This is a genomic window from candidate division KSB1 bacterium (assembly GCA_034506395.1).
In the GTDB taxonomy this organism is placed as follows: domain Bacteria; phylum Zhuqueibacterota; class Zhuqueibacteria; order Thermofontimicrobiales; family Thermofontimicrobiaceae; genus Thermofontimicrobium.
Genome location: JAPDPQ010000043.1, coordinates 19,656 through 39,292 on the forward strand (window position 1 = coordinate 19,656; position 19,637 = coordinate 39,292).

Annotated in this window: 10 protein-coding genes and 1 pseudogene; all 11 read left to right on the forward strand. The window is 49.6% G+C overall.

Going from position 1 to position 19,637, the window contains the following annotated elements; translation table 11 throughout:
• Nucleotides 1-65: 65 nt before the first annotated feature.
• Nucleotides 66-2,174: a beta-galactosidase gene (locus ONB37_18410; protein MDZ7402136.1), complete on the forward strand. Its 2,109-nt coding sequence runs from the start codon at nucleotides 66-68 to the stop codon at nucleotides 2,172-2,174.
• Nucleotides 2,175-2,480: 306 nt separating this feature from the next.
• A pseudogene (locus ONB37_18415) lies at nucleotides 2,481-2,867 on the forward strand (FAD-dependent oxidoreductase).
• Between the two features lie 181 nt (nucleotides 2,868-3,048).
• The gene (locus tag ONB37_18420) at nucleotides 3,049-5,166 is read left to right on the forward strand and encodes a beta-galactosidase (protein MDZ7402137.1); all 2,118 of its coding nucleotides are present in this window, start codon (nucleotides 3,049-3,051) and stop codon (nucleotides 5,164-5,166) included.
• Between the two features lie 16 nt (nucleotides 5,167-5,182).
• Nucleotides 5,183-6,307, forward strand: a complete 1,125-nt coding sequence (locus tag ONB37_18425) for a hypothetical protein (protein ID MDZ7402138.1) — start codon at nucleotides 5,183-5,185, stop codon at nucleotides 6,305-6,307.
• Between the two features lie 27 nt (nucleotides 6,308-6,334).
• Nucleotides 6,335-8,179, forward strand: coding sequence for a glycoside hydrolase family 88 protein (locus ONB37_18430; GenBank protein MDZ7402139.1), 1,845 nt, complete (start codon nucleotides 6,335-6,337; stop codon nucleotides 8,177-8,179).
• 21 nt (nucleotides 8,180-8,200) lie between these two features.
• Nucleotides 8,201-10,261, forward strand: a complete 2,061-nt coding sequence (locus tag ONB37_18435) for a beta-galactosidase (protein ID MDZ7402140.1) — start codon at nucleotides 8,201-8,203, stop codon at nucleotides 10,259-10,261.
• Between the two features lie 4 nt (nucleotides 10,262-10,265).
• Nucleotides 10,266-12,587: a hypothetical protein gene (locus tag ONB37_18440; protein MDZ7402141.1), complete on the forward strand. Its 2,322-nt coding sequence runs from the start codon at nucleotides 10,266-10,268 to the stop codon at nucleotides 12,585-12,587.
• Between the two features lie 5 nt (nucleotides 12,588-12,592).
• On the forward strand, nucleotides 12,593-14,869 hold the full coding sequence (locus ONB37_18445) for a GH92 family glycosyl hydrolase (GenBank protein MDZ7402142.1): 2,277 nt from the start codon (nucleotides 12,593-12,595) through the stop codon (nucleotides 14,867-14,869).
• A gap of 70 nt (nucleotides 14,870-14,939) precedes the next feature.
• Nucleotides 14,940-16,529 carry a glycosyl hydrolase family 28 protein gene (locus tag ONB37_18450; GenBank protein MDZ7402143.1) on the forward strand — a complete coding sequence of 530 codons (1,590 nt, stop codon included), beginning with the start codon at nucleotides 14,940-14,942 and terminating at the stop codon, nucleotides 16,527-16,529.
• Between the two features lie 196 nt (nucleotides 16,530-16,725).
• Entirely contained in the window at nucleotides 16,726-18,969 is a 2,244-nt protein-coding gene (locus ONB37_18455) for a hypothetical protein (GenBank protein ID MDZ7402144.1), read from the forward strand.
• An 86-nt stretch (nucleotides 18,970-19,055) separates the two neighbouring features.
• The coding region (locus ONB37_18460) for a beta galactosidase jelly roll domain-containing protein (GenBank protein MDZ7402145.1) at nucleotides 19,056-19,637 on the forward strand (582 nt) is incomplete at its 3' end.

The window sequence follows — 19,637 nt, forward strand, 5'->3', positions numbered from 1 at the left end:
TCGACATTTGAAGAATAACCGACAACCGAAACTGATAGGTGTTAAATTTTGGAGCAAGCCGGAACATGAAGCATTTTTACCGATCATTCAGCATTGTGAAAAGTTTGATATTTTCGATTCTCATTATTGGTACGTTTCAGCATAGCTTTGGCCAAATAAAACATGTGGGGCAAGAGAAAATTTATTTCGGTGCGGCTTATTATCCTGAAGTTTGGCCAAAGAGTGAAATCGAACGCGATATTGAACGCATGAAAGAATTGCATATCAATGTCGTGCGCATGGCAGAATTTTCGTGGTCCCTGATGGAGCCTGATGAGGGTAAATTCGAGTTTCAATGGCTGCACGCCATTATCGATCAATTGCACGCCAATGGGATCGATGTGATTCTGGGTACGCCGACCGCTACCCCGCCAGCCTGGCTGGCTGAGAAGCACCCCGAAATATTTCGCATCACTGAAAACGGCATCCGGCTGGAGCATGGTGCCCGGCGCAATTGCAGCTATACCAGTCCAATATACCAGCAATACAGCCGACGGATTTGTGAGGCGATGGCCCGGGAATTCGGCAAAAAAGATGGTGTTATTGCCTGGCAGACGGACAATGAATTCAATCTGGAACCAGATTTCAGTCCAGCAACCGCACGGCTCTGGCACCGTTGGCTGAAGCATAGATATGGCGATATTACAACGCTCAATCGAATCTGGGGCAATCATCTATGGTCACAGGATTATGATCGCTTCGAGCAAATTCCCATGCCCCGATCATTCATCCGACATCAGCCATCGATTCGCTATGAATGGATCCAGTTTCATTCCCAACAAATTGTCGACTACCAGGATCTCCAATTGCAGGCGCTGCGCCGTTATTCGGATCTTCCGATCACGCACAATGGCATGCCCGGTCAGCAAATCGATTATCCAGCGCTATTCCAAAACCTCGATTTTGTCGGTCTGACCATTTATCACAGCTATCCATCTTATCAGAAAATTCAGAGTAATTTTGATCGGCTGCGAGGTTACGGCAAGGGCTGGTATTGGCTGATCGAGACCGCGCCCAATTATTCTGGCGGCTGGGATGGCAAGACCTGGTTCAATCACCAGCCCCAAGGTGCGCTGCGGGCCATGATCTGGATGACTCATGCCCTGGGCGGTCAGGGTTCTTTGTTCTGGCTCTGGCGTCAGCATCCCGCGGCCCACGAAATGCCGCATGGTGCTATTCTTTCGGTGTGGGGCAAGCCCATGGCCAATTACGATGCCATTAAACAGATCGGCGCTGAACTTAACCGATTCAGCGATCTGCTGATGAAAGCACCCGTAGCACCGGCTTCCGTGGCGATCTTTTATAGCCATCTGAATGATATGGGATTGCGGATCGAGCAGAACGTCAACGATCTCAAATACTACGATGCCTGGTTCAACCTGTTTTACCAGCCGCTGGCTAATACCTATCTCCACCGCGATGTCATTCATGAAGGCTGCGATATTTCCGGCTATAAACTGTTGATCATGCCGTTGATGCCGCGCGTTGATCCTGCGCTGCGCCAGCGCATCAAAGCCTGGGTGGAAAAAGGAGGCATATTGCTGCTGGGACCGGTAAGCGGTTTTCGCACCGAGTACTGGACGGCGTTTACTGATTTTGCGCTGGGCGATCTGGAACCGTGGATGGGCATTTTTGTCGAATCGCGCATCCCCATTGATAAATGGAACAACGAGACCGATCCAGGACCACAGATCGTCTGGGAAAATGGCGCAGAACTGGAGATGACGGATTGCGATCTCTGGAGCGAAGCGCTAAGCTCAACTTCTGGCAAAATTTTGGCGCGTTATAAAAATGGTATGCACGACGGATTCCCGGCCATCATCGAAAATAACGTGGGCAAAGGAAAAGTGGTCGTGCTGGGCACTTATCCAGGCCAGGCCAATATGCAACAGCTCTATCGCCACTACGCCAAATTGCAGGGTATGCTGCCGCTGGCGGAAGGCGAGCCTGGCGTGCTGGTGGTGCCGAGACAATCGTCTGAAGCGGCTTACACCATTGTGATCAATTTGAGCTATAAACAGAAAACGATCACCTTAAAGGAAAAGCTGACACAGAATCTCATCGCTAATCAACCGCTGTCCGAAGCGAGCTGGACGTTGCGTCCCTACGAGGTCATCATCGGAGTGACGAAATAAAAAATTCCTCCATAATTGAACCAGAGCTGACATATTGGTCGATAGAATTAAGGCGATTCATCGTCCGCTTACTCGGCTGCGGATGATTGTCGGGTATTGAAAAGCACTTATTGCAGTGCATTCTATCATGGCCGGGAAGATAAATTTCGCTCAGGTGAAATTAGAACCGAATTTAACGTCATTGCGGTCAAGGATATTCAAGACGGCAAAATTGAACTGGACAGATTAATGACCTCGTAAGGAAATTCCGATACAGCGATGAAGATCAATTCTGATATAACGGTTGAACAATGAAGGGCAGCGAAAATGAATAAGTCGAATTTGCTGGTTTTTATTATCGTGGCACTTGCGGTGATTGGTGTAGCCAGAACGACGCATTTATCGGGTTCTTTATTAAACAGCGATTCAAAGTTTCAATCCAGTTATGATATCTGCGTCTACGGTGGCAATGCCAGCGGTGTGATTGCTGCTTACGCCGCGAGGCAACTGGGCAAATCTGTGATACTGATCGAACCATCGGGACATCTGGGGGGAATGACAGCCAGCGGTCTTGGCGCCACCGATATTGGGAATAAATATGCGATCACGGGATTGGCGCGGGATTTCTATCGGCGGTTGGGCAAGCATTACGGCAAACTCGAAGCCTGGACCTTTGAACCCCACGTCGCCACAAAAGTTTTTCAACAATACATCTTAGATGGTCAAGATCAGTCGCACCAGTCGGTAGATCTTCAAAACAATGAAAACAGTTGGGCCGATCTGGGCAGTTTTCTTTTTATACCAGAGCAGCAGCCATATATCCAGGTGGTCGCCGATAATCTCGAATTCCCAGTCGCAGCGGATGCGGTGCTGCTCGTAGCGGAGATTGAATAATATGAAAAAGGTGATCTGGTTTATTGCTTTATTGCTGATGTTTTACGCAGATGGGATTTTCGCCCAATCAATTTCATTCAATTGGGCCGGGGATAGCTTGCTTCCTGTGGGAGTATATTACTATCCGGAACATTGGCCGCGGCAGCAGTGGAGTCGGGACATTCAGCGCATCCGCGAGCTAGGATTTTCATTCATCCACATTGGCGAGTTTGCCTGGGCGCAACTGGAACCAGAGGAGGGTCGCTTTGATTTCACCTGGCTGGATTCGTGCATCTTAGAAGCTGAAAAACACGGACTGAAGGTCATTTTATGTACGCCAACGCCAACCCCACCGGCCTGGCTAACCGTTCGGTATCCTGAAATGCTGCTGGTCGACGAAAATGGCATCCAACAACAGCACGGTTCGCGCTTGCACATCAATCCGACCCATCCCATTTTTCTCAAATATGCGGAGAGAATCGACAAAGCCCTGGCCAGACGGTATGGCAACAATCGGACGGTCATCGGTTGGCAGATCGACAATGAGCCCCATTTGGGCACCTTATACGATTATTCAGAAACGGCGCAACGGGGCTTTCGCCAATGGCTAAAAGAAAAATATCAGAACGAGATTTCCCGATTGAATTCCGCCTGGGGCACGGCTTTTTGGAGTCAGTCCTATAATGATTTTGATCAAATTCAGATTCCCAATGCGCGACGGGCACCGCAAGGAGTCAATCCCCATGCGCTGCTGGATTTCAGACGTTACACTGCCGATGCCCTGGCTTCGTTTATCCGTTTCCAGTCCGTAATTTTGCGTCAGTATATTTCTTCCTGGCAGTGGATTACCACGAATTACGCTTATTATAAATTCCTGCCGTCAGTCGATCTGTTCCGGAACCGGGGTGACCTGGATTTCGCCAGCCATACCATGTATCTGCTTAGCACCTATTTGGACGACGCCGGTGGTGAGCTCGGCTTCCGACTGGGGAGTGGACTGGAGCTGGCTTTCTCGAGCGAGTTTGCCCGTTCGATCGCTGGATTCACAGGTATCATGGAATTGCAGCCAGGGCAAATCAATTGGGGAAAATATAATGCCCAGCCGCTGCCCGGTGCGGTCCGAATGTGGCTCTGGCATAGTTTTGCCCTGGGCGATCGTTTCATCTGCACCTATCGATATCGTCAGCCACTATTTGGCAGCGAACAAACCCACAAGGGCATCATGGAATTGGATGGTATGACGCTGTCACGTGGTGGGAACGAGTTTGTCCAGACCATCGCTGAAATCCATGACATTGCCAGGTTCGCCAGGCGCGAAGCCCCCTGGCCAGTGGATCTTAAATCTCGAAAAACCGCCTTTCTCTGGAAACAGGATAATTTGTGGGAGCAAGAGGCCAGTAAACATAATCAGGAGTGGGATAGTTGGCGCCATGTCTATCACTATTATGCGGCATTGAAATCCATGGGCGCACCGGTAACTTTTATTCAAGAACAGGATGACTACAACGTTCAGGAATTTCCGTTTCTGGTAGCACCGGCCTATTCGATGGTAAATGCCAGCGTCATTTATAAATGGCAGCGATATGTCAAAGATGGCGGCCACCTGATTTTAAGCTGCCGCTCTGGTCAAAAGGACATTCATGGTCATTTCCACGCAACCTTGCTGGGCGAGCCGTTATGGGAGTTGATCGGTGCACGCATTTTAGATAATGATCAACTGCCCTCGGATCGCCATGGTACAGTCGATTTCAACGGCCATACTTTTAGATGGCGGGTATGGGGAGAATGGTTATCGCCCGATTTGGAGACCGAGGTTCTGGCGCGGTATGCGGATCAGTTTTATGCTGGAACGCCAGCGGCGGTTCGACGGAATTATGGCGCTGGAAGCGTGACCTATATTGGTGTGCATAGTACGGATGGCAAGCTGGAACAGGCAATGCTTCAGTTCATATTCGAGCAAGCTGGTGCGAGGGTGCTCAAACTGCCGGACTATGTCTTCGTCGAATGGCACGATGGTTTGTGGGTCGGCGTGAATTATTCTTCCCAGGCAGCCGTGCTTCCAGTTCCTGAGAGCGCAAATCTTATCACAGGTGAAAAAATCATCCCTCCAGGCGGGATTACCATTTGGTCTGTTGACTGAAAGGATTCTTACGATAATGCACAAAGTGCTGGTTTCCATTCTGTTCGTAATCATGTTGCTGGTGCAACCTTCCTTGGCTGGAGATAATTGCCAATCAAAATTGCTACAATCTGATACGCTGGTCATGTTGCAAAACGACCAGGTATTGGTGACTTTTTCATTATGGGGTGGTGCTTTGATCGATTTTCATTTTCATGATCAAGGTACAAACCCTTTTACCTGGCGATTGTCTTGCGAGGAAATGCCACTCAATAATCGAGGCGGTGCGCCTTTTCAAGGCCATTTTATCTGTCTGGGCCGCTGGGGCAGTCCTTCGCTAGGCGAAATTCGCTGCGGCATTCCGCATAATGGCGAGCCCGCCAATCGCTGGTGGAAGTTGACGAACCGCCATGGCCAGCATGAGGTGCACCTATCAGTGGAAGCCCCTCTGGAACAATTCATTTTGCAGCGAAGCATCCGGCTCTCGCCCGATCAGTCCTGGTTTGGGGTTACAGAGAAACTCATCAATCAGCAAAATAGCGGCCGCCTGATCGTGTTGATGCAACATGCCACATTCGGCGCACCCTTTTTGAGTGAATCCGTTGTTATCGACTGCAATGCCACGCATGGTTTCAATCAATCCCTCATTCTTATTGATCCAGACAATTATCATTATCGCTGGCCAATGGGATTGGCGGACACACTGGGCACGCCCATGGATTTGCGCCGTTCGGATGGGCAGATCGGCTATGTCTCCACCCATATCATCGAGGAGGACTATGGCTGGGCAACTGCTGCCAACCCGAAGATGAACCTGCTGGTCGGTTATGTTTGGAAACGTAGCGATTATCCCTGGCTGCATATCTGGCATGGCCTAAAAGACGGTCGACTATGGGCTAAGGGCATCGAGTTTGGCACTACCGGTCTGGGAGATACCTTCAGTCCCGAAGATCGGCTTCGGCACCAATTTCACGGCGTCACTCATTTTGAATTTCTGGATGCCCAAGCAGCGGTGGAAAAAAAATATCTCTGTTTTTTATTAAAAATACCGGCTGATTTTCAACAGGTCAGATCGGTGAGTCTGAGTGATAACTTTCTTCAAGTCGATTACTCTGCTGCGAGACAAAGCTATACTGCTAAATTAACCGTGGAATCATTTTGAATTGGCTAATTAAAAAAAGGGCGATTGATGATGCGAAAATTGAACTGTTATGTCTTTTTATTATTCATCACCCTGCTAATGGGGGTCAGTTTTGATTCAACTGCCGCATCGGTTGATGATCCTCTGACGGTCGTTCGTACGGTTGCAGATAAAATCATCCGCCAGACCCGATTCGCTTACCGTTTAACGCTTGCCCCTCAGCGCCAGGTATTTGATGGCGTACAAACAGTCGATTTCCGATATACCTTCGGCATGACCGAGCCTGCGGTAGCTTATGCCTATACAATTCTGAGCGCCAACGCCGATACGACTTTGACGCTGCAAATCGATCACAATGACGGTTGTCGGGTCTGGATCAACTGCCAACTGGTCTATGAACAGCATGGCAACCGAACCGCTCAGCTTACCTTTGATGAACGCAGCATTGAGTTGGCGCAGCGCTTTTCAGTTGCGCTCAAAAAAGGTGACAATGAACTGCTGATCAAATCCGAATGTGCCGGCGAGCAATGGATGGTGTTATTGCAGCCGCCGCCAGGCAAAGGTGCGGTGGTTTCTGGCAAATCAGATGCACTCAGAATTGGCTTAAAGTCATGCCCGGCAATCGATAATTCAGTCGCAGCCATCAGCAACTGGATTATCATCGGCCCCTTTGCCAATCCGGTGCAAAACGGTCGACGTCTGGGATTGGAAATAGAATATGCTCCAGAAAAAGAGATAAAATTCGGTAGGATGTACGATGGATTGAACGGCCCGATCACCTGGACCATACCCAGGGTGACAACCGCTGGCACCCTATACCAAGCTCAGCCCTGGGGCAGCAACGATGCCTGGAATTATCACAATGGCGGCGTAGCCTGGGCCATGCAGGTGCTAAGTGAATTAACTGGGGAGACGCGCTATTGGGATTATGCCAGCAGATTTTGTGATTTTCACCTCGAGAGCATTCCGTTTGTGGAATATCAGGTAAAAACGCTGCATTTGTTTTCCTCAGCCAACCACCAACTCATAGAGACACCGCTGTTGGATTTCACCCTGGCGCCAAGCCTGCCATTTATCTATCGGCTCAGGAAAGAGGAAAAATTTTCTAATCGACCTTCTTATGAGCAATTCATCGAAAAAATGATGCGTTATGCTCGCTACGAACAGGTGCGCCTGCCAGGTAGTGGTATTTTTACCCGGACAACGCCCGAGAGATACACCACCTGGGTGGACGATATGTTCATGGGGCTGCCTTTTTTGATCCAGGCAGCATTGTATGCGACGGATGAACAACAACGTCGTGCCTTTATAAACGATGCCGCCGATCAGGTCGTCGGCTTTGCTCAGCAGGTGTGGGATCGCAAAACGCATTTATATCATCATGCGCGATTTTCCCATCGAGAAGCGTGGTTGCCTTATTGGTCGCGCGCCAATGGCTGGGGCATCTGGGCGGTGACGGAAGTGCTTCAGGTTTTGCCGAAAAAGCATTCTCGGTACCAGGCGATTGTAACGCTTTATCGTCAACATGTTGAAACTCTGATCAAGCTTCAAGATCCCAATGGATTCTGGCATAACGTGCTGGATCGCCCCGATTCGCGCGAGGAGGTTTCGGGAACGGCCATTTTCACGATGGCCATCGCGCGGGGGCTACGCCATGGCTGGCTGCGGGGCGAAAAATTTCATCAGGCGGTACGACGCGGCTGGCAGGCGCTGCAATCCCGCATCGCACCGGATGGCACTGTCACGGACATTTGCATGGGAACAATGTGTTCCGAGGATGTGAATTACTATTTGAATCGGCCGTTTTACACCGATGACACCCATGGCCTTTTTGCCGTGCTGTTCGCTGGAATTGAATTGCATCAATTATGGGCCGGTTCAAAAACTCGATGAACATTGATTTTTAGGAATTGCATGATGACAGATCATAACCTGACTTGGATAAAATCGGTACCAATAACGCTTTTCCTGCTTGCAGCTCCGTTTCTCTTGCTTGGAGCCGAGCCGCACTGGCCAGTGCTTGGTGCTCAGGTGCTCATTGAGCCAGCTCAGAACCATGAGGAAATCGAACATTGGTTCAACATGCTGCAGCAGGCGGGAATGACATTTTGCCGCATCCGTCTCTTTGAAGAGCATATCCATCAGGCGGATGGTAATTGGGATTTTTCGATTTACGAAAAGGCATTCGAGGCCGCCGAACAACATGGCGTTCAGATTTTTGCCACACTCTTTCCAACCAGTAGCGAGCCAAGTGTGGGCGGCTTCAAATTTCCAGAAAGCGAGCCGCATCTTCGGAGCATTGCCCAATACATCCAAAAAACTGTTGAGCATTTTAAGAATTTTCCCGCCTTATATGGCTGGGTGGTGATGAATGAGCCCGGCGCGGATGGCCAAATGCCGGCCAATGCCTTCGCGCACGAAAAATTTAGCCAATGGCAACAGCATCAGTTCCAATCCCTGGATGACTGGCGGCATCGCTACCTACCCGAAGAATTGCTCAAACAACGATTTTTGCGGGACTATATCACCTGGTACCTCGCCTGGCTGGCAAACGAAATCCGCAAGTACGACAGCCAGCATGATCTGCATGTTAATAGCCACATGATATTTTCGCTGGCAAGGGAATTCGACTTTCCGGATTGGAGGCAATTTCTGACGTCGTTGGGGGCTTCGGCGCATCCGAGCTGGCATTTCGGCTATTTTCATCGGAATCAGTATGCCGTGGCGCTGGCTGCCAATGCCGATCTGGTTCGCTCTGGCGCCGGGCCATTACCATTTTGGTTCACCGAGCTTCAGGGCGGCAACAACACCTATAGCGGTTTTCATGCCTTTTGCCCAACCGCAGATGAAATTATCCAGTGGGTGTGGTTGGCGATCGCTGGAGGTTCGCGCGGCATCATCTTCTGGAGTTTGAATCCCCGTTCGCATGGGCCAGAGGCGGGCGAATGGGCGCTGCTAAATTTTCAAAATCAGCCTTCGGATCGACTATTGGCGGCTAAAAAAGTCGCTAATTGCCTTCAGCAAAACCAATTATTATTTGAAAACGCCAGACCGCTCGATACTGGCATTCATATCCTCTATTCGCGAGAATCACTTTGGATCGAAAGACTGGTTCAACTAACTCAGCCTGGGGAGGAGAACCTATACGAAGGCCGCTTACCAGGTGGGGTTATGAAATCCTGCCTCGCATTTTATGAGTGTTTGAGCGAACTCGGCCTGAACGTAGCATTTCAAGAAATGGGCGAGTTCGACTTTGACAGGGAAGACCATACAGGGTCGGTTCTCATTCTGGCCAATCAGATCGCTGTTCCCTCATGGTATTGGGAAAAATTGACCAGATTTGTACAAAATGGCGGCAGGTTGATTGTGGAGGGACTTACTGCTTTTTATGATGAGAACATGGCCAGCTTGATGAAGCCAGATTTTCCACTGCGGCAGGTATTCGGTGGGGTACTTCAAGAAGTAAAATGCCAGCCTGGTGATTTTCGCCTGCCTGGTTTCGCACCCGGCCAATTTTTCCCGGTTCATTTGTGGAAAAGCACCATCCACAACGAAAACGGTCAGGTGATGGTTCAGGATAGCGAGGGGGTATTGGCCATTCGCACCGTTTATGGCCGTGGGGAGACGATCTGGTACCCCTCGCTGCTGGCGCTGGGCGCCCGGCGAAACGACAATCGATCCCTTGCCAGTTGGCTTCGGGATGAGCTTGAACCCGTCATCAATAAAATGCCAGTGACATTCAAAAAACAGCAGCAAATGGTCCTCATGAAAACCATGGCCTCTTTGCATGATTTCATCACAGTTTTGTGCAACAAAAGCCAGCGCATTCAGAAAATCGATTTATCGGTGCAGCAAGGCCTGGTGCCAGAGGTGTTGTTCAAAAATCAGGGAACGCTGCCTGGCAGATCACGGCTTCAGCTTCCGCCTGAAGAAACGATGGTCATCAAATGGTCTTTTAAAAAACCGAAAGATTGAAGATATGAAATTCAAACGATGTTCAATAACATTGATCGGCGCGTTGTGCTTCGCTTCAGCTTTTTCGGCCGATCAAGAGTGGAGCCATTTTTTAAAGGAGCATAGCTTATCGCTAGGAGTAGCATTGCAACAATTCGATTACGAATTTCACAATCAACTCTTCGGCAGAATGAGTGCGCGATTAACCAGTGAATCGATCCTGTTGAATGCAGGAGAGTCTCGCTGGCTAATTATGATTTCGGCTGATAGTGCGCCTGATCGAGACCAAGCTATGGATTTCCGTGTTTCGTTTCGTTGCGTTGCGGGTCAATTGCCCAGCGCCAATGTAGCGATGCAGCTTGAATTTCAGAATTGGTCAACCGAAAATTATGTGCTGATGCCTGCGTGCGTTTATGATGGCAATCGATTTGAATCGCGACGTATTCGATATTCACCCAAATTGGTCGATTCACGCGATTGCGGTGTGAATGCGCCCATGATCATTAGCGATGTCCCTCGGCTCAATAACAGATCAGGCCTCTCCCGGCTGAGCCTGCGCAGTGGTGACCTTTCAGCACCGGCCGTTGGGATTCGCTTCGCCAGCAACGGGCAGGGCGTATTGTTGTGCTTTTCTCAGGGCAATCATCTGGGCGATTATGGCCTGGTGCTGGAGGAGTCCCGCAATCGGGACAGGGCGATCCTCAGCCTGACCTCGCCAGTTGTGCGGGAGGAGTACCAATATTTTATTGCCGATAACCAGCATGAATCCCGAGACACACCGATGGATTTTGCGGCAGGCGATTCAGTGGTGATAAGCGTTCGGCTCGAATGCTTTGATGCATACAGAATCCAGGATGTGTTCGACCAAATGTTTGATCTCTGGGATAAATACTGGGAGCACGTCGAAACCAAGCCTGCTTTTTCACTATCTTCGTGTTTTTCGGTGATTGAAAAAAAATTCAATCAGCAGAATTTTGTGCCCGAATTCGGCTATTATTCCGTGGGCTCGCGTGAAAATTTCCTCCAGGATTGGCAGATCGGCTGGACCGGGGGGATGATTTCGACTTATCCGTTGCTATTTGCTGGCGACGACCGAACCAAAAGCCATGTGCTGCGCAATTTCGATTGGCTGTTCCCGGCTGGATTGTGTCCGGCTGGATTTTTCTGGGACGCCGGTGAAAAGGGCACGATCTGGTATGGTGGCGATGTGCGCAAGGGGAATACAAAGGACTGGCACCTAATCCGCAAAAGCTGCGATGCGCTTTATTATATCATCAAACAATTCTGGCTAATGGACCAGCTTGGCATTCCGCTGAAAGCGAGCTGGGTGGAAGGCACGCGCACGGTAGCCGATGCCCTGGTTCGGCTCTGGCAACGCTATGGTCAGTTTGGCCAGTTTGTCAACAGTCAAAGTGGAAATATCGAGGTCGGAGGATCAACCAGTGCAGCATTGGCACCGGCAGCACTGATTCTGGCAGGTAAATTTTATGGCGATAGCAGCTATTTTGATGTCGCGCAGCAGTCCGGCGAATGGATGTATCAAAATTATGTGATCCGGGGGATCACATGCGGCGGTCCGGGAGATGCCCTACAAAATCCAGACAGTGAATCCAGCTATGCCATGCTGGAGTCATTTATGCTGCTGTACGATCATACTGGCGATAGCCTATGGCTGCACCGCGCGAAAGAGATGGCTCATCAATTTGCTACCTGGGTGATGCCTTATAACTATCGTTTTCCTGCCAATTCGTTTATGGGTAAATTGGGGTTGCAAACGTTCGGGACAGTCTGGGCCAATACGCAAAACAAACATGCTGCGCCAGGCATCTGCACCCATTCTGGCATTGCCTTGCTGCGACTGTATCGTGCCAGCGGTGATCAACGCTATCTCGATTTGCTGCGCCACATTGTGCGGGCTATTCCGCAATACCTTTCGCACCCCTTGCGGCCAATTCCTGGCATGCCTCCTGGCTGGGTCAGCGAGCGCGTCAATACCACCGATTGGCTGGAGGGGATTGGCGAGCCGTTTATTGGATCGACCTGGTCCGAAACCTCGCTGATGCTGAGTTTCATCGAAATTCCGGGCCTCTATATCGTGCCGGAATATGATCTGGTGGTCGCATTTGATCAAATCAACGCTTCCATTATTGGCAGAAACAAGCATTCACTAAATCTGGTGATAAGCAATCCGACAGCAACTGAAGCGCAAATTAAAGTGTTCATCGAACACCAGCAAGACCTCCGGCAACCGCTTCCAGAAAATTATCTGCTTGCGGCCAAGGTCATAACCATGGCAGCCGGTGAAAAAAAACGATTGACTATTAAAAAAAGAATTATTCAGGATTGAGAAAAATGAATAGCTGGCATTGCAGGCATCGACTGGGGTGGCTTTGTGGGCTATTTTTGCTGTTAGGGCAATTGTCGGCTCAAACCAATGGTTTGAAACCGACCGACCTGGTCGATCCATTTTGGGGCAGCGAGACCGGCAATGTTTTTCCCGGCGCCAGCGTGCCATTTGGCATGGTCAAATTGGGGCCGGATATTTTAAAATCTGGAGTTACTTCAGGCTATCGCGCCAATGAACCGATCGCTGGTTTCAGCCACACGCATACCAGTGGCACCGGCGGCGCGCCACGCTACGGCAATATCCTGCTTGCACCCGGCTTCGGACAGGTAGTACCGCTGCATCCGGTTCGTGATGGGAAAACGAATGAATTTGCCCGACCGGGCTACTACACCGTCACGCTCAAACAGGGGAACGATCGGGTGCGAGTCGAGCTCACTGCGTTAGGTAAAGTCGGCTGGCATCGCTATACATTTTTCCACCGAGATGGCCGTCCATCGGATCGGGACGCGTATCTCGCTATTGACCTCAGTCATTGCAACACCCGCGATCGCGATGGCAAGCCCTCCACCTATTGTACCGATGGTCAAATAACCGTTCATTCTGCCAGCGAGGTCGAGGGAAACGCATCCTTTCGAGGTGGCTGGGGTGGCGATAATCCCTATCGAATTTATTTCGTTGCCCAGTTCGATGCCCCGGCGCATCAGATCGGCGTCTGGAAAAATGATACGCTTTTCTTCGATCAATACCATCTCAGCGCAGACGTAATCCAACCAGGTGCGACAAGATTTGGGTCATTTTTTATCTATCGTCCCGATGAGGTGCGAACCGTTCAGGTGAAAGTCGCCATTTCCTACTTGAGTCTGGCCAGAGCTCGAGAAAATTTAGCTGCGATTGAAAACTGGGATTTCGATAGCTATCGATTGCAGGCCGAACAACATTGGACGAAATATCTGGATCGCATCAAAATTACTGGAGGAACCCCGGAGCAGCGAATGATGTTTTATTCCGCTCTGCGCAATACATTTGTCATGCCAACGGATGTGACTGGAGAGATCGGAAACTGGGATGCTGCGCGGTCCCATTTCTGGGATCACTATTGTATCTGGGATGTCTTTCGCACCACCATGCCTCTGCATACTTTGATAGCGCCGGAGGTGCAGCGCGCCATCATCAATAGCCTGCTGGACATTTATCAACGTCGCGGCTGGTTGCCCGACGCCTGGATCGCTGGCGACTATGCGCAGGTTCAGGGCGGCAGCAATGCTGATGTGGTGCTGGCCGATGCGATGGTGAAAAAGCTCGGCGGTTTTGACCGACAACTTGCCTATCAGGCCATGCGAAAAAATGCCACCATCCCATCGGAGGATCCCCAAAAATACGGCCGCTACCTGACTACCTATCGAAAATATGGCTTTCTGCCAGCGGGGACGACCACCGGCGCAGTGTCACGATCGCTGGAATATGCTTATAATGACTTTTGTGTCTCCGAAGTGGCAACAATTTTGGGACATCACTCCGAAGCAAAGGACTTCCGAGATCAATCACTGCGGATTTTCTCGTTATTCGATGATCAGCACCAATTGTTCTGGGCCAAAGATAGCAGCTTGAATTGGATGCCCAATTTCTCTCCGGTCTCGAATCGCCCGGATCATTGGAACGATCCTTATTTTTATGAGGGGGGATCGATTATTTATTCCTGGTATGTGCCCCATGCCATGGCAGCGCTCATCCAACGGCACGGCGGACCTGATGCGTTCGTAGCGCACCTCGATCAGGTCTTTGACCGGGGCCATTTTCAGTTATCCAACGAACCCGCTTTTCTGCTCCCATATCTGTATAATTATGCTGGCCGCCAGGAGCTGACAGCCAAACGGGTTCGTGATATCCTTAACCATTCCTTTATCCCTGGCAACGATGGTCTCCCCGGACAGGACGATAGCGGCGCGCTTTCCGCCTGGTATGTCTTCAGTGCTATCGGCATTTTTCCGGTCGCTGGGCAAGATATGTATCTTATCGGTAGCCCGATATTTTCTGAAGTCGTCCTGCAGTTAGAAAACGGGAAAAGCTTTTCCATCCGGGCCAAAGGTGTCTCAGAAAAAAATATGTTTATTCAAAGTGCATCTTTGAATAAAAAACCCTGGCGGCAGAACTGGTTGAACCATTGCCAAATCATTAAGGGTGGACAATTAGTGCTGCAGATGGGAGCGCAACCTGTCGATTGGGATGGAACCGGCGGGCCAGCTACTTTAAAACGAACCGATTGTAAAGCCCAAGCGAAATGATTCGCTTGTGAGAAGTGGCCTGGTGATGATCATTCCAAACAACTCACCAATAGCGAAGGAAAGGCATATTGTGAACAGGTTTATTTTTTTCATAATCGTTGGCTTCGCACTGCTTGGACCATTGGCAGTTGCGTCACCTCATGAATTGAAAGTGAATATCCGCGATATGGGAGCTTCAGGCCACAAATCTGAAGACGTGACCGCAATCCTTCAAACGGCCATTGATCGCTGCAACAATGCGGGTGGCGGTCAGGTGTTCATCCCGCCGGGGGAATACACCGCTACCACAATCGAACTGAAAAGCCATGTGACGCTCTATCTGGCGGCTGGAGCGATTCTATACGCCTCCAACGATTCCAATGCCTATCAAAAGCGGGTGCGAAATGTGGGTAAGGTGAAGCTTCCGGCGCTTATTTATGCCCGGGGCGCAAGGCACATCGCTATCAAGGGCGCTGGCATCATCAGGGGGCAGCCCGAATTTTACGCGATCCCGCTGGAACCTTATGACTTTATCCAGGAGGAATACGCCATTGCCAGAGCGGCGGGATTGACCCCTATGCACTGGCTGAGAAAAGAGCCGCTGGTCATGCTCATGTATTTGACCGAATGCGAGGGGGTCATGATCGAAGATGTCTCGCTCATCGATTCCCCCTTTTGGGCGCTGCATCTGCACTGGTGTCAGCATGTGAAGGTCCGAGACATCTATATCCAATCAGACCTGGAAAAGGCCGCCAATTCTGATGGTCTCGATATCGATGGGTGTCGCGATGTCACTATTAGCGGTTGTACCATCAAAACTGCCGACGATGCGATCTGCATCAAGTCAACGGCGAACGATGGGCAGTTTCGTGATTGCGAAAATGTCATCGTTTCCAATTGCATTCTGATTTCCAGTTCCTGCGCCCTGAAATTGGGGACTGAGAGCCATGGAAATTTCCGCCACATCATATTCAATCATTGCGTCATCCGGAATACGAATCGGGGACTGGGCATTTTCATCAGAGACGGCGGCACGGCCAGCCATATCATTTTTTCGGATATTTCGATGGAATGCAATCGTAGAGCCACCCAATGGTGGGGGAGTGGCGATGCCTTTCGCTTTGTGGTGCTGAAACGTCATCCCGATTCAAGGGTTGGGAGCATTCAAAATGTAATGGTCAAAAATATCATCGCCGAAACTCAGGGCACCAGCCGTATCGAATGCCTGGCAGGATGTCAGCAAATCAGCAATGTGACCCTTAGCGATGTGCAGATCAAGATGGTTAGAGAGAGCCAGCCCGATAAGCGATGTCGCCGTGGTTTAGAAATCATCAATGTCGAGCGTGTGCGACTCCAAAATATTTCCCTGATCTGGGATCAAAGCGATCCCGAGCCTCAATGGGAGGAGACGCTTCTTCTGCAAGATGTCAACACAATCTGGGTGGACCATTTTGCCGCAAACGCTAGTAACCATCAGAGCCGTGCTGCGATCCTCGTTTTGAAAAATGTAAAGGATGGTGTATTCCAGAATTGCATCGCCCAACCGCCAGCGCCGCTATTTGTTTCGATATCCGGTCAGAAGACCAGCGATCTGATTTTTAAAAATAATTTCTTGAAACATGCCCGCCAAAAATGGTTCATGGCTGCGGAGATAAACAGAAAAACGATCTATTTCGAATAACATTTTCATCGTGCAGCAAAGCTGCAAAAGTTTTTTTAAATACAGAAACGATGGAAACAGAGAGCACCGAATAAAAATTTTTAAAAAGGCTTAATGAACTCTGTGGAACTTCGTGATCTATCTGTCCAAAAGCATTTTTTTATCTACAAGTTCTTGCAAAAAAATGCAAGGATAATTTGGTAATAGAAAAGGGCTCATGATAAAAAAGGTTAGAACGGTGAAACAGTTGAAATTTTTAATCAATTTTATTTTCTTGACTGCTCAGATAAATTGGGCCCAAAATTGCTGGGACGTTTCAAGCTATCCCGATGAACCTGGATTTTTGAGTCGTGTGGCGCCCATGTTAGAACGGATTGCCTCGCTGGGATTTGGCGAGATCTCCCTGGCACCCTCCAGATGCCCGGATACGAATTTGCCAGTGGGCGTTTGGGCCGTTGAGGGGGAAACGATCATCTCGCCCTATACCGGCCGGGTTTATCGTCAGGGACCGACGGGTTATTTCGGTCCCAAAAAGCGCAATGAGCAGGGTGAGATCATCGCTTTCGGCGGCGATCCGCTCAAATATGATCTCCCGCCGGCCACAGCCAGACTGCTGTTGAATAACGCTGATCTAAAGGCAAAGGCTTTTCTCAGTATCCCTGGGAATTTGAATCAGCAATATCATTTTGCTTGCAAGCACTGGGCGCGATTTTATCCCCTATTAGCGGACGTGATGGGGCAAGAATGGAAAACCAAATTCTATCAAAGCATTGCCCATTATTCCGAATCGCGCCGACCCTCGGATAATGAGCGTGAGTGGTTGCCGCTAACGGTTCCCCATAATTTGGTCGGCGAACCCGGGTATCTGTTAGGTGGCAATCCTCTCGATGGTGGTACCGAAAATCATAAGATCATGTGGCGCACCAGTTGTCTGCTTTATAGTCAGCTTTTTCCCGATTCGTGCCTGATCTCTGGCTATCCAGTTCATCAGGCCGAGTCGCTTGTGAAACAGATGTTATGGGATTTCGCCCAGCGTTTGCTGATAACTGGCAATGGCGAATACGATTCGCCGATCTATTATCCACACTCCATCGAAGGCTTTTTAAATCTTTACGATTTTTCCCCCGATCCTCAAACCCGAGACCTGGCGAAATTTTTATTGGATTATTATTTTGCTAGCTACGGCTTGAAAACGATCCATGGAGTCATTGCTGGGGCCCAAAAGCGAGGTTATTTGGCCAAATCCGAACCATCGGAAATGGAGATGATGCAGTGGGCATTCTTTAATGACGCGGGCATTGACCTCAGCCAGGGCCATACGCAGATCGAACAAACAACCACCACTTATCGGCCTAACAAAATCATCTGGAATATCACACGCAAACATATCAACCTGCCATTCGAAGCGCGGATAAGTCGGCCCTTCTATCACATGGATCATGCCCATGCTTTTGCCGAGACCTTCTATTGTTCCCATTCCTTTGCACTGGGCAGCGTGCAAATGACGATTGTCGATAATCCTAACCAACAGATGGTCTGGTCGCTGGTGGCAAAGGGTAATGGGAAACCTTATAGTTTCAGCGGCGGACAACCGATGCGCGGTAGCACCTCCGGGCACAGTCCCTACACCCAGGTTGTCCAATCGAAGGGTACACTGATTCTTGTCACGGCTTCAACTCAAAAGATCGAAGTTGTGGATACTGTGATCGCACCTGATTTTTTGAAAAAGCCGCACGCCAATCTTTGGCATTTGCCAGAACAGCAGCAGGGACGCAACTTTGAAATCCGAAATCGGCAGAAATATGCCAGTGCGGCGTTAAAACCGTATGTTGAGTTTGAAGGAAACACAGCTTCGGATCTGGAACGTTTCTGGTTCGAGAATAAAGGCGCCGCTTGCTCATGGTTTTATTATCCAGTGGGATTGGAACCGAAAATGATCGACAGCGTGTTTTATTTCGAAGCGGGAGGGCTATTGTTAGCGGTCATCCCTTTAACTCCCAACCACCAGGTCGTGGCGCCTACTGCAACCATCGTCGTGAATACATCTGAAGAAGTGCAACATTTTTTTCACGATTATCGCATCCTGTCCTTTCCAGGTCCGATTTCGGGCTTTATTGTGGAAACCGGAGAAAAAAGCGATTATGGCTCAATGGCTGCATTTGCCCAGGCAATTCAAACTCGAACCAGGCTTGATACCAGCCAGTTGAGGCGAATGCACCGGCTATCGTACCGCTCGTTGTATGGGGATGATATCCGAATGACCTATCGCGGCCAGGGATTGCGCTGTGATGCCATTATCAACGGCAAGAAGCCGGATTGGGATCATTACACAGGCGGTGCGGTTTATGAAAGTCCTTATTTGCGTATCAAAAATGGCACCATGTGGCTATCGGACGGTCAGGAGGCCTATATCGTCAAAATCCTTCGTGACAGGATACAATGGCGTCGGGCGCGACCATGATAAGCTTCGGCCAGACCAGAATAGATCAGACAATCGGAATACTATTTTATTTTGCAGAGGTGATTTTGATTTTCCATGGAGGCAAAATGACACGAACGATAATTGGTCGACAGGTCATAAGTTATAGCTTCGCACTCCTTCTGATTGCAGCTAATATAACGTTTGCCGAAGGTCGCATCAAACTATCCATCAATTCGGGATGGCGTTTTCACCGGGGCAATATCGCCGATGCAGAAAAAATGAACGACCCAAGTTTGGGCTGGGAACTGGTGAATCTGCCTCACTCCTGGAATGTTGCCGATGCTTTTGATGATGAAGATGGCTACTATCAGGGAATTGGTTGGTATCATAAAAATTTGTTTCTTTCTGATGCTTATCTGGGAAAGCGGATTTATTTGTTCTTCGAAGGTGCCAATCAGGTCGCTGAGGTCTACGTCAATAACAAGTTTGTGGGCCAGCATATTGGCGGCTACACTGCGTTTCGGTTCGACGTGACCGATTTGATCCGCTTCGGGGCGGACAATCGGGTGCTGGTAAAAGTGGATAATTCGGCATCCAACGAGATCCCGCCGATATCGGCTGATTTCACTTTTTATGGTGGCATCTATCGGGATGTGTTCCTCGAAATTACCGAACCGATCCATTTCGATATGGCCAATTACGGCAGC

Coding starts and splice junctions, on each gene's coding strand:
- ONB37_18455 (MDZ7402144.1), top strand. CDS start 16,726: ATGATAAAAAAGGTTAGAACGGTGAAACAGTTGAAATTTTTAATCAAT.
- ONB37_18410 (MDZ7402136.1), top strand. CDS start 66: ATGAAGCATTTTTACCGATCATTCAGCATTGTGAAAAGTTTGATATTT.
- ONB37_18425 (MDZ7402138.1), top strand. CDS start 5,183: ATGCACAAAGTGCTGGTTTCCATTCTGTTCGTAATCATGTTGCTGGTG.
- ONB37_18435 (MDZ7402140.1), top strand. CDS start 8,201: ATGATGACAGATCATAACCTGACTTGGATAAAATCGGTACCAATAACG.
- ONB37_18430 (MDZ7402139.1), top strand. CDS start 6,335: ATGATGCGAAAATTGAACTGTTATGTCTTTTTATTATTCATCACCCTG.
- ONB37_18445 (MDZ7402142.1), top strand. CDS start 12,593: ATGAATAGCTGGCATTGCAGGCATCGACTGGGGTGGCTTTGTGGGCTA.
- ONB37_18440 (MDZ7402141.1), top strand. CDS start 10,266: ATGAAATTCAAACGATGTTCAATAACATTGATCGGCGCGTTGTGCTTC.
- ONB37_18420 (MDZ7402137.1), top strand. CDS start 3,049: ATGAAAAAGGTGATCTGGTTTATTGCTTTATTGCTGATGTTTTACGCA.